Below are 15,607 nucleotides of genomic sequence, written 5' to 3' on the forward strand. Positions count from 1 at the left end.
TCAGTCCGGACAGAATGGAACGCGCATCGCGCGCGTTGCGTCGGAAAACCACAAAAAGTTGCACTGGCGTATTGACCGGTGCGGTCCGGTTCTGAACACTGCCGGCAGTACTTCTTGGGGGACTTCATGAATTTTGCAGCCTACGCCGCCAGCCTGGCGGTTCTGTGTTCGTGTGCGAGCGGACTCGCCCTGGCCGACGATCATGGCGAGGACCACGGCGCGGCCGGGACTGCGGCCGCCGAAGCCATGCCGGCCATGGATGCGGCAGTCGAGACCGGGACCATGCCGATGGAGGCGGAGACCGCCGACTATCTGATCATGGAACCGAATGCCGAGATCGTTTTCATCACGACCGGCGGCGCGGAAGTGCGCGCCGACTGGACCGAAGCCGCCAAGGTCAATCTCCAGGCCGGCTTCGTGAACCAGGTCGGCGAGGCCAGCTACTCGATCACCGAGTTCGAGGAACCGGTGGCGATGGACGATGCGCTGCAGCAGCTGCTCTTCCTCTACGAAGTCGTCAGCGCCTCCGCGGAAACGCGCATGCCGCACAAGCCTGAAGGGCGCAATGAAGGCCTCACCCTCGGCGCCAATGCGTCCCTGCTGCGCGACGCCTACGGCGCCGACCGGGCCATTTTCATCGACCATTACTCGCAGATCGAGAGCAGCGGCGTCTTCATGACCCAGGTCCTGGTGTCCGCCGCCACCGGCTATACGCCGCCCTCGCAGAATTTCCGCGCCACGATCGGCACGGTCGTCGATCTGGAGACCGGCGCTCTCGAGGAACGCGCCATCGCCGCCCTCGGCGATGCCCGCGACGAGACGGAGTCGGCAAACATCGTCAGCCGGGTCCTGCGCAATCTGCCGCTCGAATAGGGTCGCGGCGATGTCCAGTTTTCTGCGCCTCTGGCCCGTCGCCGGGCTGGCGATGCTGGCTGCTTGCGCCTCGACCGATATGGGCGTGCGCACAGCAGGCGATCGCCCGGAGGATCTGAGCACCACCGAAGCCAGCTTCTGGTACCAGACCAATGAGGCGGAGCGGCGGCTGCGGGCGTCGGGCCGTCTCAATTCCGATCCTGACCTCAACGCCTATGTCTCGGACATGGTGTGCGAAGTGTCCGGCGCATTCTGCCAGGATCTGCGCATCTATGTGGTGGAAACGCCAAACTTCAACGCCTCCATGGCGCCGAACGGCATGGCGGTGGTCAATACCGGCCTGCTCTTGCGGGCGGAGACCGCCGACCAGCTCGGCTTCGTGCTCGGGCACGAATTCGTGCATTTCGAGGAGAACCATGCGCTCGAACGCCATGCAGCCCTGCGCAATGCGAATGTGACGGCCACCGTGCTGTCCTCCGCGATTTCCGCAGCCGGAGGCGGCGGGCTGGGTTCCGTCGGCGCGCTGATGGCTTATGGCGAGGCCTTCGCCTTCTCGCGCGAGCAGGAGGCAGAAGCCGACTCCAAGGGTCTCTACTATGCGACCCAGGCCGGCTTCGCACCGACCGCCGGTGCGCATATCTGGGAAAACCTGCTGGCCGAGCTGGAAGCCTCCGATCATGAGGAAGTGACCCGCGAAGGCCAGTCCGGCGGCTTTCTCGGCACCCATCCGGACATCGAGGACCGCATCGAAGCCTTGCGCGGGCACGCTTCCGGAAACGACCAGGCGGAACATGACGCGCACGAGTATCGCGCCGTGATCCGGCCCTTCCTCAAGGACTGGCTGGACATGCAGATCGTCCGCCGTGACTACGGCGCCACCCTGCATCTGGTGGACCGGCTCACCGCGCTGGAAACCGATCTGGGCGTGCTCAACTATGCCCGCGGCCGAGTATATGCCCTGCGTGACGAGGACGGCGATGCCGACGCCGCGCTGGAAGCCTATCTCGCCGCGGTAACGTATGCCGATGCTCCGGCCGATGCCTGGCGCGGTCTCGGCGAGCTCTATCGCGCCGACGGCCTCGACCAGGAAGCGGCCGACGCCTTCGCCACCTATCTGGATCACGCGCCCGATGCGCGTGACCGCTATCTCATCCAAAGCCTGATCACCGAACTTCGGGGGACGTCCGAATGAAAAAGATCCTGATTCTGGCCGCTGCGGCCCTCAGCCTCGCGGCCTGCGCCGTGACACCGGAAACCGCCCCCGCCGGGGCCTTCCAGACCGAGGCGGACTATGCCGTCACGCTTCCGAGCGACTGGTCGCGCTGGCCCTCGCAGATCAATTACGACACGCAAGGCGAGTACCTCACCCGGGACGGCGTCCTGCTGAACCGCCTCCACTTCATGTCCATCGAGGACGGCGGCAGCCTCGTTCGCGCCCGCCGGGACTTTGAAATTCCGCTCTACACCTCGGGCTCGACCGAGTTCGAGGTCGTCGAACTGGTCACAAGCAGCCTGTCCCTGATCGGCTATAGCAGCGTCGAAGCCGACGATATCCGTCCGGCGAGTTTCGACGGGCATGACGGCCTGCGCTTCGGCCTGACCGGGACCTGGCAGAACGGACTGCGCGTACGCGGCGACGTGGCGGCGATCGCCCGCAACGAGCGTCTCGACCTGGTCCTCTTCCTGGCGCCGGAGCTTCACTATTACGACACGCTGTCGGGCGAGGTGGATGCGATCATGAGCTCGATCGACATGCCGGACGCCGAATAGCGCCTCACACGATCCGCAATAGACGCAAAAACGCCCGGCTGGTTTCCAGCCGGGCGTTTTCATTATCCTCGAAGGCTTCGCAGGGGGTCGAGGAATTCAGGATCCGGCGGGCGCCGCAGCGGGCCGCTGGCGCAGAACGAAGCTGCCCGTATCGCCCGGATTGACATAGGCCCGGCAGAATCCGGCTTCGGTAATGGTGAAGGGGCATTCGAACCGCGTGTGCTCTACATGCAGGGTGAGGCGGAGCTCGCCGTTTTCCGGTACGGCGTAATTGCACTGGCCGCCAACGGCGTCGGCGACGAGGAAGCGGCCGTTATCGTTCAGACCACGGCCACGCTCGCGCGTGTTCACGGCATCGCCGTCATCCTGGGTCACGCGGCATGTCACTTCCCAGCCGCGCTGGCCGAGCATCTCCAGCAAGAAAGCCTCACCCTCCGGCGCGGCGGATGCCTGGGCCACTGCCGGGACCGACGCCATGCCGGCGACGAGCAGAGATGCTGCGAAATTGCGCATTGTTTTCTTCATGACTTTCCCTCCCGAGGGACTCTGACAACTTCTATGACGCTTATGGTACAGCTCGCACGCCTGCTGTAAAGTCCGTGTACGGACTATACGTGATTTAGCGAAATATCGCCACAACACTGTTATTTCACGCTTTAGCGTCTCCGGAATGAATATTTGACGATTATCAAAATCACCAAACGGCACATCTGTCATGCCTTTGTCATGATGCGGACAGCCACCGCGTCCGGCGTGCGGCCCAATCTTGCCGCCACAGGCCTCGCCCGCTAGCGTCGCCCGGTCTTGGGGGCCGGCGCGTCAATGCTATTCAATTCGTTCGAATTCCTGTTTCTCTTCCTGCCGGGGGTGCTGCTCGCCTATTATCTGGCGCGGCGCTATCTCTCGCACCTCACGGCGCTGTTCATCCTGAATCTGGCTTCGCTGGTTTTCTATGCCTGGTGGGACGTGCGGAACCTGCCTCTCCTGCTGGCCTCGGTGGCGGTGAACCACCTCGTGGCGCGGGCCATGGCAAAATGGGGCAACCAGCCCTTTCTCGCGCTCGGGATCATCTTCAACCTGTCCCTGCTCGGCTTCTTCAAATACGCCGACTTCCTGATCGGCAACGTCAACGCGCTCACGCCGCTGGACGTGCCCCTGCTGGGCGTCGGCCTGCCACTGGCCATATCCTTCTTCTCATTCCAGCAGATCAGCTTCCTGGTCGACATCGCCAAGAAACGGACGGCACCGGGGCATATCTTCTCGCACACCCTCTTCGTCAGCTTCTTCCCGCACATCGTCGCCGGCCCGCTGGTCCAGCACCACCAGATCGCGGCCCAGTTCGCGGACGACAAGCGCAAGGACGACATCTGGCAGAATCTCGGCATCGGCCTGACGATTTTCTCGATCGGCCTCGCCAAGAAAGTGCTGATCGCGGAGAATATCGAGCCTTTCGCCTCCTCGCTCTTCGCCATGGCCGAACGCGGCGGCGAGCCCGGCCTGATCGCCGCCTGGGTCGGCGCGATCGCCTATGCGCTGCAGATATTCTTCGACTTCTCCGGCTATTCCGACATGGCACTCGGCCTCGCCCGTTGCCTCGGCTATCGCCTTCCGGTGAATTTCAACGGGCCGTACAAATCGGCTTCGGTGGTCGAGTTCTGGCGCCGCTGGCACATCACGCTGTCGCATTTTCTGCGCGATCACCTCTACATCCCGCTCGGCGGCAATCGCAAAGGCGAGACCCGGCGCTCCATCAATCTGATGGCGACCATGCTGCTCGGCGGCCTCTGGCACGGCGCAGCCTGGACCTTCGTGATATGGGGCGGCCTGCACGGGCTCGGCCTGACCGTGAACCATTACTGGGCGAAATGGGGACCGAAAGGCTGGTTCGACGGGCGGCGGCGCGTCATTGCCGTCGGCCTCACCTTCGCCTTCACCACGATCGCTTGGGTCTTTTTCCGGGCGGAAAGCTGGACCGGCGCCGGCCGCATCCTGGCCGGCATGTTCGGCATGTCCGGCCTCGGCCTCGAAGGCGTGACCATCGAAGCCGTCGCCTGGCTGATTTTCGGCCTCGGCATCGTCTGGTCGCTCCCGGACACGCCGGAAGTCTTCTCCGACGTGATCGACGACCAGAGCATGGAGGACGCCCAGATCAGGCCCAAGCCCGGCCCGCGCTGGCGCTTCGGCCGCGGCGCGGCAGTGGCGGCAGCAGCCCTGCTCTTCCTCTCCGTGCTGAACGCCTGGAAGACCTCCGAATTCATCTATTACACTTTCTGACGGACCGGCCCGCATGCAGCGTTACGCCTCGACATTGCTGATCGCCCTCTTCGCGGCCCTCGCCGGGTTTGCGGGCTTCAATGCGCTGGTCGATCCGTTCGGCATAACCGGCGCGCCCGATATTCCGGGGCTGACCGCGCGCGATACGCGCCTGCTGGAGGATGGCGGCCGCGTCCATGTCGCCGACCGGCTGGCACGCGGCGGGGACCGCGCCATCATCCTCGGCTCCTCGCGTACGGTGGACGGCTTCCCGCAGGACCCGGCCGGTCTACCGGAGGGCTATATCAATGCCGGCATGCGCGGCACGAATATTTTCGAACTGACCCAGGCCATGGCCCTGGCGGCCCGCAATGACAGCCTCGACTGCGTCGTCATCGGCCTCGATCTGGACGAGTTCGGCACCCATTCAAAGGCCAAGGCGACCTACTGGCTCTCGGCTCTGCGCGACGGGCGGCGCGATCTCTCGCTGGCGCGCGTCTCGCTGTCGCCAAACACGTTCGGCGCCTCCGTGCAGCTGATCGCGGACAATGTCACCGGCTCGCAGCCACGCGTGCCCTGGGCGGACAGCTATCCGGCGGGTCGGCAGCGGCAGCGCTATACGGACGGCGCGAGCGGGATCTATCGCTATTATCTCGGCTATCAGTTCGACCCGGACCGGCTCGCCCTGTTCGACCGCACGCTCGATGCGCTGACCGCCAACGGCGTCCAGGTCACGGGCTTCATCCACCCCCTTCACGCCTGGCGCGAGGAAGCCCTGTTCCGCACCGGGCGCGGCGAGGATTATCTCGCTTTCCGCGCCCAGCTGGCCGAAGTATTCGCGCGCTATGCCGGTCGAACGCCGGTCGATTCGTGCGGCCAGGCCGGCGCCGCCGCGCTCTGGGACTTCTCCGGCTTTCGCGCGTTCGCCACCGTGCCCGCGCCCGCCGCAGACCAGACCGCCGCCCACCCGAATTTCTACGAGCCGTCGCACTATCTGCCCCATATCGGCCGCGACATGCTGGCCGTGATGCGGGGCGAGGCCGGGCCCGACACATCTGCCAGCGGGGTCCTGCTGACGCCCGGCAATGTCGAAACGACCGCAGCGGCCATCGCCGCGCGGCGAGCCGCCTGGCTGGACACGCCGGACGGACAGGACGCCACCGCACTTCTCGATGCCGTCGAGGCGGCGGACCCGACGGCAGAGATCGAGACGCGGCAATATCTCAATCGCGACGACCGCCGCAGCCTGGACGACAAGCTCGGTCGCATTGCGCCCGCGGCGTCGCGGCGCTAGGACGCTGGCATTCGAACGCAGGCGACAGACAAACGAGGAGCGCCAGATGACTGTGCATTACCACAAGGGCGATCTGCCCGCCGATCTCGACCTCGGTCCGCTCGTCGCCATCGACACCGAAACCATGGGCCTCTCGCTGACGCGCGATCCGCTGTGCGTGGTGCAGCTCTCTGCCGGCGACGGCGACGCCCATGTCGTGCAGATGGACCGGTCCGGCTATGACTGCCCGAACCTGAAGGCGCTCCTCTCGAGCCCGGATGTCGAGAAAATCCTGCATTTCGCCCGCTTCGATGTGGCGATGATCGAGAAATATCTCGGCGTCACCCTCGCCCCGGTCTTCTGCACCAAGATCGCGTCCAAGCTCTGCCGTACCTATACGGACCGTCACGGCCTCAAGGACGTGACCCGCGAACTCGTCGGCGCGGACATGAACAAGCAGCAGCAAAGCTCGGACTGGGGCGCCGACGAACTGACCCCGGCGCAGCTGGACTATGCCGCCTCCGACGTCCTGCACCTGCACAAGCTGCGCGAAAAGCTGACCATGATGCTGGAGCGCGAGGGCCGGTTCGAACTGGCGAAAGCCTGCTTCGATTTCCTGCCGACGCGGGCCCGCCTCGACCTGGCTGGCTGGCCGGAAACCGACATATTTGCCCATTCCTGACCGCCTTTGCCTTGAAAAGGCCCGCGAAGACTGGTCTTTGTCCAACAGCACTTCGTACATCGCGAAGCGCCGCCAGTATCGATCCGAGTAATGAGCGCAACCGCCAATCCGGGCCTCGAGGCTCTCCATCCGCCGCATCATGCTCGCTGGGAGCCCCGGCGGGCCCTTGCGCTGAGCGTGGCGCGCAAGCGGACGGCCTTCGTGCGCGGCCTGCGTTTCTTCTTTATGGCGGCCGCGGCCGGCATCGTCATCCTGCTCGGCGTCCAGCTGACCATGGGCAATCAGGGTGCGGGTCCGACCGAGACCGAGGCGGTGAGCGCCGATGTGCGCATGATCAATCCACGCTTCACCGGTCGTGACGAGAACCTCACGCCCTATGCGGTGACCGCCGATGTCGCGATCCGCCGGCGCGATGCCGCGCCCGGCATTACCGAGCTCGAGCGCCCGCGGCTGGACTACGACTTTCTCAATGCGAACGGCGGCACCTCCCGCGTGCTCGCCCAGGCCGGACGCTACGACCTGCCCAACCGCATTCTCGATCTTTATTCCGATGTGAACCTGTCGACGCAGGAGGGCTACAGCTTCTCCTCGCAGCACGCCCGTATCTTCCTTCGCGAGGAGCGGGTGGTCGGCGAAATGCCGGTCGAGGGGATTGGCCCGATCGGCGAAATCCGCGCCGACAGCTATGAAATCCGCGAAGGCGGTGATCTTGTGATATTCGAAGGCAATGTGCACGCTGTCCTCGTGCAGGACCGCACCGCCGAAGCGCCCGGAGACGACGAATGATTCGCCATCTTGCCCGCCTGCCCATGCTTGCTCGCCTGGCTGCGCCCCTCTGCCTGCTGTGCGCGCCGCTCGCGCCTGCCTACGGCCAGATCGGCGATTCCTCGCAACCGCTGGATACTACGGCGGAGCGCATCGAGAACCGCGACAGCGAAGGCAAGACGGTGCTGATCGGCAGTGTCGACATCACCCAGGGCGATCGCCGCCTGATGGCCGACCGCGTCGAACTGCTCTGGACCCAGACCGCCGCCGGCGAACGTGGCGATATCGAACGCGTCATCGCGACCGGCAATGTCCGCTATTTCTCGCCGACCCAGAATGCGAGAGGAGACCGCGGCGTCTACGAGCTCGCGACCGAGACCATCACACTGACCGGCGAAGTGGTGATCATCCAGGGCGAGAACGTCATCACGACCACCCATTTCGTCAGCAATCTGGCCACCAATGATTCCAGTTTCGGCGAACCGGGCAGCGGCGACCGCGTCCGGGCGGTGATCTTCCCGCAGAACAATTCCGAAGAGGACGGAAACGGTGACGGCGACAGCGAAGCCGGCGGCCGATAGTCCTCGAGAAAGCACGATTTCCATGGTCATGACCCAAGCCGAGGCCTCCGAGCAGGCTCCGATCGCGACGGAAGAACACGCCCGCAACGGCCTCGTCGTCGAAAAGATCGGCAAGGCCTATCGCAAGCGTCCCGTCGTCAACGGCGTGTCCGTCTCGCTGCAGCGCGGCGAGGTCGCCGGTCTGCTCGGCCCGAACGGCGCCGGCAAGACGACCTGTTTCTACATGATCACCGGCCTGGTGGAGGCGGATTACGGCCGCATCCTTCTGGATGGCGAGGACATCACCCGCCTGCCCATGTATCAGCGCGCCCGCCTGGGTATCGGCTATCTGCCGCAGGAAAAATCGATCTTTCACGGCATGACGGTGGAGCAGAACATCCTGGCCGTCGCCGAAGTCGTCGAGCGCGACAGGACGGCCCGGCACGAACTGGTCGACCAGTTGCTCGAGGAATTGCGCATTTCCCACCTGCGCGACGCGCCGGCACCGTCACTGTCAGGCGGTGAGAGACGCCGTGTGGAAATCGCCCGCGCACTGGCGACTCGCCCCTCCTTCATGCTGCTCGACGAGCCCTTTGCCGGCATCGACCCGCTCGCCATCGCCGATATCCGGGACCTGATCCGGTTTCTGAAAGAGCGCGGGATCGGCATCCTGATCACGGACCACAATGTCCGCGAAACCCTTGAAATCACTGATCGAGCGACGATCATTCACGAGGGTAAAGTGCTGTTCGAAGGCTCGCCGGACGCGATCCGGGCGGACCCTGACGTGCGCCGCGTTTATCTCGGAGAAAGTTTTGGCTGATTAACCTCTGCAGGAAACGTACCAAACAGAGGTTCAAATGGCTGGATTGATGCAAAAGCTGGACATGCGCCAGGGCCAGTCCCTGGTGATGACGCCCCAGCTCCAACAAGCCATCAAGCTGTTGCAGCTCTCGAATATCGAGCTCGCCGAGTTCGTCGAAGGCGAGCTGGAGCGCAATCCCCTGCTCGAACGCGACGACCGCGCCGAATCGGCCGAATCACTTCGCGAAGAGGGCGAAGGCGAGCCGCGCGAACTCTCCCTGGACGCCCCGTCCACCGAAGCCAGCGAGTCGATCGACGCCGATTCGGACGTCATGCACTCCGAGGATTCCAAGTCGGACCTGGCCGGCGTCGAAGGGACCCAGACCGGCGATGCCATCGGACAGGGCTCGAACCAGTACGGAACCGGCAGCCGCAGCGGGCCGGTCAGCGAAGATTATGACGCGATCGCCAATTCGACGCGCGATCTCTCCCTCGCCGAACACCTGCACGACCAGCTTTCCACCGCGGCCAAGGACCCGGTCGACAAGCTGATCGGCGCACACCTGATCGATCTCGCCGATGATGACGGCTATATGCGCGCGGATATCGGCGATGTCGCCGAGCGTCTCGGCGTCGGGCCCGAGCGCGTCGAGACGGTGCTGGCCATGACCCAGACGTTCGAACCGTCCGGCGTGATGGCGCGCGATCTTCAGGAATGCCTGGCGCTGCAATTGAAGGAAAAGGACCGCCTCGACCCGGCCATGGCGGCCCTGGTCGACAATCTCGACCGGCTGGCCCGCCACGACTATCCGGCGCTGAAATCACTCTGCGGGGTCGATGACGAGGATCTCGACGACATGATCGCCGAGCTCCGCGCCCTTACCCCGAAACCAGGCCTGGCCTATGAGTCCGATTCCACGCGCGCGGTCGAGCCCGACGTCTTCATCCGCCAGTCCCCGGACGGAAGCTGGCAGGTCGAGCTGAACTCCGACACCCTGCCGCGGGTTCTGGTCAATAACCGCTATTTCAACGAGATCAGCGCCGTCGCCAAATCCGAGGCCGACAAGAGCTTCATCACCGAGTGCTCCCAGAATGCCAGCTGGCTGGTGAAGAGCCTCGACCAGCGCGCCCGGACCATTCTCAAGGTGGCCAGCGAGATCGTGCGCCAGCAGGACATGTTTCTCGCCCACGGCGTGGCCTATCTGCGGCCGCTCAACCTGAAGACCGTCGCCGATGCGATCAGCATGCACGAGTCCACGGTCAGCCGGGTGACCTCCAACAAGTATGTTTCGACGCCGCGCGGCATGTTCGAACTGAAATACTTCTTCACCTCCGCAATCCCGTCCGCAGGCGGCGGCGAGGCCCACTCCGCCGAGGCTGTCCGCCACCGGATCAGGACCATGATCGGTCAGGAAACGGCCGACGGAGTGCTCTCCGACGACAAGCTGGTCGAACATTTGCGTGATGAAGGGATTGAAATCGCCCGCCGGACTGTGGCCAAATACCGGGAGGCGCTCAACATCCCTTCCTCGGTCCAGCGCCGCAGATTGCTGAAACGCGCTGGCTAGGGAAGCTGTGTAAGGCGCCCCGGCGGACAAGGTTCCGCCGAAGTCGCGGCTCACAGCTTTGGGAAGATCGCTCATTGACTCTTCACGTGACCCGCGACTAGGTTCCGCCCGCTTTCCGAGGCGCGGCGGAATGCTCGTTAACGCCTCACGTGCTGGTGTATGGCCAGCGGGAAGGAGCGCATGCAAATTCAGGTGGTCAGCAAAGGTATCGACGTCAGCGACGCGCTGCGGGAAAAGATTCTCGCGCGGGTTGAAGACGGCGTGTCCAAATATTTCAGCCGTCCGGGCGAAGCCTATGTGTCGGTCAGTCGCGAACGCATCAATTTCAGCGTCGACTGCTCGCTTCATCTTCCTTCGGGCGTAATGCTGCAGGCGCACGGCGAAGCCGACGACGCCTATATCGCAGCGGAATTTGCCGTGGAGCGCCTGGAGAAGCGCCTGCGCCGCTACAAGCGGAAACTGAAGAACCACCACAACGGGAACAAGGCCGAACTGCCGGCCGAGGCCTTCCCTTTCGTCGTCCTCAAGGGCATGCGCGACAGCTATGCCGAAGAGACCGACGAGGACGAGGACCTGCCGCCGGCCAACGGCTCGCCCGAGCCGATCGTGATTGCGGAACGCCCCGGCGAAGTCCGCACCCTGACCGTCGGCATGGCCTCGCTCGAGCTGGATACGCTCGATTCTCCCTTCCTGATGTTCCGCAATGCGGCCAATGGCGATCTCAACATCGTCTATCGCCGCCCGGACGGGAATATCGGCTGGGTGGATCCGTCCCGGGTCGAGCAGTCGAAAACAGCCTGACAGCGAGTAGCGAAGCATGGCGTTATCTGATCTGATCCCCGATGGCGGGGTGAGCGTCGAACTTGGTGCGTCCAGCCGGAAGCAGGCTCTGCAGTCGATGTCCGACATAGCAGCGCAGGTAACCGGCCTGTCCGCACGCGAGATTTTCGACGCCGTCCTGCAAAGAGAACGTCTGGGATCGACCGGCGTCGGCCAGGGCGTGGCCATTCCCCACGCCCGCCTGGCCGGTGTTGACAAGGTGATCGGCATCTTCGCACGCCTGCGGACGCCGGTGGACTTCGAGTCCATCGACGGCCGCCCGGCGGACCTGCTCTTCATGCTCATCGCGCCGGAGGATGCCGGTGCGGAACACCTCAAGGCGCTGGCACGCGTGTCGCGCCTCCTGCGCCGCGAGGATGTCCGCCAGCGCCTGCGTGCCGCCCCGGATGCGGATGCGGTACACGCGGTGCTCGCCGGAGAGCCGGCGACCGACGCAGCCTGATCGAATTGCCGCCCTCGGCTCGCGGCCGGCGCGTCATCGCGTCCCGGCGCGCGCAGCCCTGATCCGCGCTAGTCTGGCCTCCTGACCGTGGAGGCCTCCCATGAAGGCGGACATCAAGGACCTGCTCTCGCGAATCCGGACGCTTGAGGACGAGCTGGAAACAAAGCTCGCCGCGCACCGTCGCGATCTCGGCTATCGTATCCGCCGCGGACGCGCCGTCTTTTCCCGATCGGCGCGCGCCCGCAAGGCGAAGCTGCGCATCGGACTACGGCGCTATCTCGTCGACAGCGGCGCCCTGGCCATCCTCACGGCGCCCTTCATCTACATCGTCGCCATTCCGCTCGGCCTGCTCGATGCGATCGCCAGCCTCTATCAGGCGGTCTGTTTTCCCGTCTACCGCCTGCACCAGGTGCGCCGGCGCGACTATGTCGTCTTCGACCGGCATCGCCTGCCCTATCTCAACGCGATCCAGAAGCTGAACTGCCTCTATTGCGGCTATGCCAACGGCGTTCTGGCCTATGTCCACGAGATCGCCTCGCGCACGGAGCAGTACTGGTGCCCGATCAAGCATGCGAAACGCCTGCCGGGCACGCACCGGCGCTATGGGGAATTTCTCGAATACGGAGAGACCGAGGATTACCCGGAAAGCCTCGAAGCCCAGCGCAAGGCGCTGCGCGAGGAGACGGCCACGGACAAGACCACCGGAGAAGAAAAAGAGGACAACCGCAACGATCAGGTTTGACCTTCACGCCCGCGACGCGTGAAACTGGCCGCGAACGAGGGAGGCATTCGTGTTCGCCAGTATTCTGACCGACCTGCATGGCGGCCAGACTTGGCCCTGACACGAAAAACCCCGCCGGAAACCGGCGGGGTTTTGACTTGGTGGAGCCAGGCGGAATCGAACCGCCGACCTCTTGAATGCCATTCAAGCGCTCTCCCAACTGAGCTATGGCCCCGAAACTCGGGTCGCCGGTCCCTGTTGGGTCAGTGGGTCCGGCGAGAGGCGCGGAAACTAGTCCCGGTTCTTTCCGGGATCAAGCCTCTTCTGCGCCCAAATGCAGCGGCAATGCAGCCGCCTTACAGGTCTTCGTCCTTCTCGATGTTGAAGTCACCGAAATCCTCGTCCTCATCGTCGTCGATCAGCACGCCGGTGTTGTCGTCATCATCGTCATTATCGACGTCATCTTCCTCGAATCCATCAGGAAGATCGTCGCTCAGACCGGACGAGTCCTCATCATCGTCATCGTCGTCATCGCTGTCCGGGACCTTCTCGGCCTCGGCATCGACTTCCGGCGTGTCGTCGGTCTCGTCGCCGAAGCCGTCATCCTCGTCCTCGGCGTCCGGCTTCTTGGCCGGCTCTTCGTCCTCGACTTCGGGCTTCGCCTTCAGGCGCGGATCCTCGAGTTCCGGATCGAATTCGGTCTCGCATTTCGGGCAGCGCGCAGGGCGCCGGCCCAGGTCATAGAATTTCGCGCTGCAGCTCGGGCAGGCGCGCTTGGTTCCCAGTTCTGGCTTGGCCATGACTTCCCTTCACAACCAGTTTCGAATTTCGGCGAGCCCCGTTGCCACGATCACCGCGCTCTGTCAAAACCTGATCGCCGTCATGTCACCTCAAATCTTGCTATTCCGTTCATGAACAATACCGAAATCCGTATGCAGGGCAGTATGCGGGCCTGCCCCGGCTCGCCACTCCGCGGAACGCTTCTCGCGCCGGGAGACAAATCCGTCTCCCACCGGGCCCTGATTCTGGGCGGACTGGCCGCTGGCACGACCCGGATTCGCGGCCTGCTGGAAAGCGGCGACGTGCTCAACACCGCGCGCGCCATGGAGCGCCTCGGTGCCGGCGTGAAACGCAATGAAGACGGCAGCTGGCAGGTGACCGGCACGGGCGGCCAGCTCACAAGCCCGGCCGCACCCCTCGATTTCGGCAATTCCGGCACGGGCGTACGCCTGGTGATGGGCGCAGCCTCCGGCACCGGTGTGAACGCGGAATTCGTGGGCGATGAGAGCCTGTCCTCGCGTCCGATGCGGCGCGTCACCGATCCGCTCGGCGATATGGGAGCGGATTTCGAGACCACGGACGGAAGGCTTCCGGCCCGCCTCATCGCCAGCAAGCTGGACGGGACGGACTATACGCCGCCGGTCGCCTCGGCCCAGGTGAAGTCCGCCGTTCTGCTCGCCGGGCTCGGCGCCAGCGGCCGGACCTGCGTCCACGAACCGCGCGCGACCCGCGATCATACCGAGACCATGCTGAAAGCCTTCGGTGCCACCATCGAGGTGCAGCGCGATGGCGAGGGAACCACCATCACGCTGGACGGTCCGCAAACCCTGAAAGCCGTCGATGTCGACGTGCCCGGCGACCCGTCCTCCGCCGCTTTCGCCGTCGTCGCGGCACTGATCGTGCCGGGGTCGGACGTGACCATCGAAGGCGTCATGAACAATCCCGCACGTACCGGCCTCTACGACACGCTGCGCGAAATGGGCGGCGACATCGAGATGACACCGGGTCCTGTCATGGCCGGCGAAAGGACGCTGACCCTGCGCGTGAAGCACAGCGCGCTGCTGGGCATCACGGTCCCGGCCGAGCGCGCACCGTCCATGATCGACGAATACCCCATCCTGTCCGTCGCCGCGGCCTTCGCGACCGGTACCACGCACATGCCGGGCCTGGCCGAATTGCGGGCCAAGGAGAGCGACCGTCTCGCCGGCACGGCAGCCCTGCTGGATGCGAACGGCGTCGAGGTGGATGCCGGGACGGACAGCCTGACGATCCAGGGCATGGGAATTGGCGGCGTGCCGGGCGGCGGCCGCACCGAGACGCTGCACGATCACCGCCTCGCCATGAGCGGGCTGGTTCTGGGTCTCGCCTCGCGCGCGCCCGCGGAAGTCGATGATGTCGCCATGATCGCGACCAGCTATCCGGCTTTCTTCGACCAGATGGCCGCGCTCGGCGCGAAGATCGAGGCCTGCGAGGCATGATCATAGCCGTCGACGGACCGCTCGCCTCGGGGAAGGGAACCATCGCCAAGGCGCTGGCGAAGCATTTCGGCCTGCCGCATCTCGATACGGGCTCGCTCTACCGGGCGACCGGGGTCGCGGTGATGGATGCGGGTGTCGACACGGCCGATACGGACGCCTGCGCCCGCATCGCCCGCAATCTCGACGTCGGCGCGATCGACGAGGACCGTATCCGTACAGCCGAGGCCGGCGCCATGGCCTCGCGGGTGGCGGCCATTCCCGCCGTGCGGGACGCGCTCTACGAACTCCAGCGCGCCTTCGCGACCCGGCCGGGCGGTGCCATTCTGGACGGGCGGGATATCGGCACGGTGATCTGCCCGGATGCCGACGTGAAGCTCTTCGTGACGGCGGATGCGGAGACCCGGGCGAAGCGGCGTCATGCCGAATTGCTGGCCAAGGGAGAGAGGATCAGCTTCGAGACGATGCTGGCCCAGACCCGGGAACGGGACGAGCGCGATGCCAGCCGCAGCGATGCGCCGATGAAGCCGGCAAGCGACGCGACCTTGCTTGATACGTCTTCCTTGAGTATAGACGCGGCCGTCGCAACAGCTATCCGTATTGTGGAAAATCGCCAAAAGGCGTGACACTTCCAAAGCTAGAGCGGCAATAAACCGGGCGTTCGGCACATCATGTACCGCGGAGACACTACCGCGGTACCGGGTCGGCCGCTCACACGTTCAACAGCCAACCGGCCGGAAACGGCCACGCGACGGATCGCCTTTTTGCCAAGACACCCGGATCGGTCCGGGCCCGACATGA

Annotated in this window: 17 protein-coding genes and 1 tRNA gene; 15 read left to right on the top strand and 3 right to left on the bottom strand. The window is 64.7% G+C overall.

Annotated elements, in window-relative coordinates:
- Nucleotides 1–126 precede the first annotated feature (126 nt).
- Genes AC13HB_RS06865 through AC13HB_RS06875 form a run of 3 tightly spaced genes read left to right on the top strand, consistent with a single transcriptional unit; the run spans nt 127 to nt 2,643 of the window.
- A complete protein-coding gene (locus AC13HB_RS06865) occupies nt 127–873 on the top strand; it encodes a hypothetical protein (RefSeq protein WP_482948996.1) in 747 nt (248 codons plus the stop codon).
- Nucleotides 874–883: 10 nt separating this feature from the next.
- Entirely contained in the window at nt 884–2,065 is a 1,182-nt protein-coding gene (locus AC13HB_RS06870; protein ID WP_482948997.1) for a M48 family metallopeptidase, read from the top strand.
- Nucleotides 2,062–2,643: a hypothetical protein gene (locus AC13HB_RS06875; RefSeq protein WP_482948998.1), complete on the top strand. Its 582-nt coding sequence runs from the start codon at nt 2,062–2,064 to the stop codon at nt 2,641–2,643. Before AC13HB_RS06870 ends, AC13HB_RS06875 begins: the two co-directional genes overlap by 4 nt.
- A 96-nt stretch (nt 2,644–2,739) precedes the next feature.
- On the opposite strand, the gene AC13HB_RS06880 is transcribed toward AC13HB_RS06875, so the two are convergent.
- Entirely contained in the window at nt 2,740–3,168 is a 429-nt protein-coding gene (locus tag AC13HB_RS06880) for a hypothetical protein (RefSeq protein ID WP_482948999.1), read from the bottom strand.
- Between the two features lie 297 nt (nt 3,169–3,465).
- Here AC13HB_RS06880 and AC13HB_RS06885 point away from each other — a divergent pair, with 297 nt between their 5' ends.
- The 10 genes from AC13HB_RS06885 to AC13HB_RS06930 all read left to right on the top strand — a co-directional run bounded on the left by AC13HB_RS06885 (nt 3,466) and on the right by AC13HB_RS06930 (nt 12,572).
- Entirely contained in the window at nt 3,466–4,917 is a 1,452-nt protein-coding gene (locus AC13HB_RS06885; RefSeq protein ID WP_482949000.1) for an MBOAT family O-acyltransferase, read from the top strand.
- Nucleotides 4,918–4,930: 13 nt separating this feature from the next.
- On the top strand, nt 4,931–6,190 hold the full coding sequence (locus tag AC13HB_RS06890; RefSeq protein WP_482949001.1) for a hypothetical protein: 1,260 nt from the start codon (nt 4,931–4,933) through the stop codon (nt 6,188–6,190).
- A 46-nt stretch (nt 6,191–6,236) separates the two neighbouring features.
- Nucleotides 6,237–6,851 carry a ribonuclease D gene (locus AC13HB_RS06895; protein ID WP_482949002.1) on the top strand — a complete coding sequence of 205 codons (615 nt, stop codon included), beginning with the start codon at nt 6,237–6,239 and terminating at the stop codon, nt 6,849–6,851.
- A 90-nt stretch (nt 6,852–6,941) separates the two neighbouring features.
- Entirely contained in the window at nt 6,942–7,637 is a 696-nt protein-coding gene (gene lptC, locus AC13HB_RS06900) for an LPS export ABC transporter periplasmic protein LptC (protein ID WP_482949003.1), read from the top strand.
- Nucleotides 7,634–8,197 (top strand): LptA/OstA family protein, encoded by a 564-nt coding sequence (locus AC13HB_RS06905; RefSeq protein ID WP_482949004.1) that lies wholly within the window; start codon nt 7,634–7,636, stop codon nt 8,195–8,197. Before lptC ends, AC13HB_RS06905 begins: the two co-directional genes overlap by 4 nt.
- Nucleotides 8,198–8,225: 28 nt before the next feature.
- Entirely contained in the window at nt 8,226–8,999 is a 774-nt protein-coding gene (lptB, locus tag AC13HB_RS06910; protein ID WP_482949178.1) for an LPS export ABC transporter ATP-binding protein, read from the top strand.
- A 37-nt stretch (nt 9,000–9,036) separates the two neighbouring features.
- Complete coding sequence (gene rpoN / locus AC13HB_RS06915; protein WP_482949005.1) at nt 9,037–10,548, top strand: RNA polymerase factor sigma-54; 1,512 nt, start codon at nt 9,037–9,039, stop codon at nt 10,546–10,548.
- 180 nt (nt 10,549–10,728) lie between these two features.
- Nucleotides 10,729–11,349 carry a ribosome hibernation-promoting factor, HPF/YfiA family gene (gene hpf / locus AC13HB_RS06920; protein ID WP_482949006.1) on the top strand — a complete coding sequence of 207 codons (621 nt, stop codon included), beginning with the start codon at nt 10,729–10,731 and terminating at the stop codon, nt 11,347–11,349.
- Between the two features lie 16 nt (nt 11,350–11,365).
- On the top strand, nt 11,366–11,830 hold the full coding sequence (ptsN, locus tag AC13HB_RS06925; protein ID WP_482949007.1) for a PTS IIA-like nitrogen regulatory protein PtsN: 465 nt from the start codon (nt 11,366–11,368) through the stop codon (nt 11,828–11,830).
- Nucleotides 11,831–11,930: 100 nt separating this feature from the next.
- A complete protein-coding gene (locus AC13HB_RS06930; protein ID WP_482949008.1) occupies nt 11,931–12,572 on the top strand; it encodes a hypothetical protein in 642 nt (213 codons plus the stop codon).
- 138 nt (nt 12,573–12,710) lie between these two features.
- Here AC13HB_RS06930 and AC13HB_RS06935 read toward each other — a convergent pair.
- Together AC13HB_RS06935 and AC13HB_RS06940 are read right to left on the bottom strand one after the other, a co-directional pair.
- Nucleotides 12,711–12,786 (bottom strand) — tRNA-Ala (locus AC13HB_RS06935).
- A gap of 121 nt (nt 12,787–12,907) precedes the next feature.
- Nucleotides 12,908–13,351 carry a TIGR02300 family protein gene (locus tag AC13HB_RS06940; protein WP_482949009.1) on the bottom strand — a complete coding sequence of 148 codons (444 nt, stop codon included), beginning with the start codon at nt 13,349–13,351 and terminating at the stop codon, nt 12,908–12,910.
- Nucleotides 13,352–13,462: 111 nt separating this feature from the next.
- Between AC13HB_RS06940 and aroA the strand changes: the two genes are divergently transcribed.
- Nucleotides 13,463–14,809: a 3-phosphoshikimate 1-carboxyvinyltransferase gene (gene aroA / locus AC13HB_RS06945; RefSeq protein ID WP_482949010.1), complete on the top strand. Its 1,347-nt coding sequence runs from the start codon at nt 13,463–13,465 to the stop codon at nt 14,807–14,809.
- On the top strand, nt 14,806–15,432 hold the full coding sequence (cmk, locus tag AC13HB_RS06950) for a (d)CMP kinase (protein ID WP_482949011.1): 627 nt from the start codon (nt 14,806–14,808) through the stop codon (nt 15,430–15,432). The genes aroA and cmk overlap by 4 nt, the downstream gene beginning before the upstream one ends.
- The last annotated feature ends 175 nt before the right edge of the window (nt 15,433–15,607 follow it).

The organism is Maricaulis sp. B-26 (genome assembly GCF_056857855.1).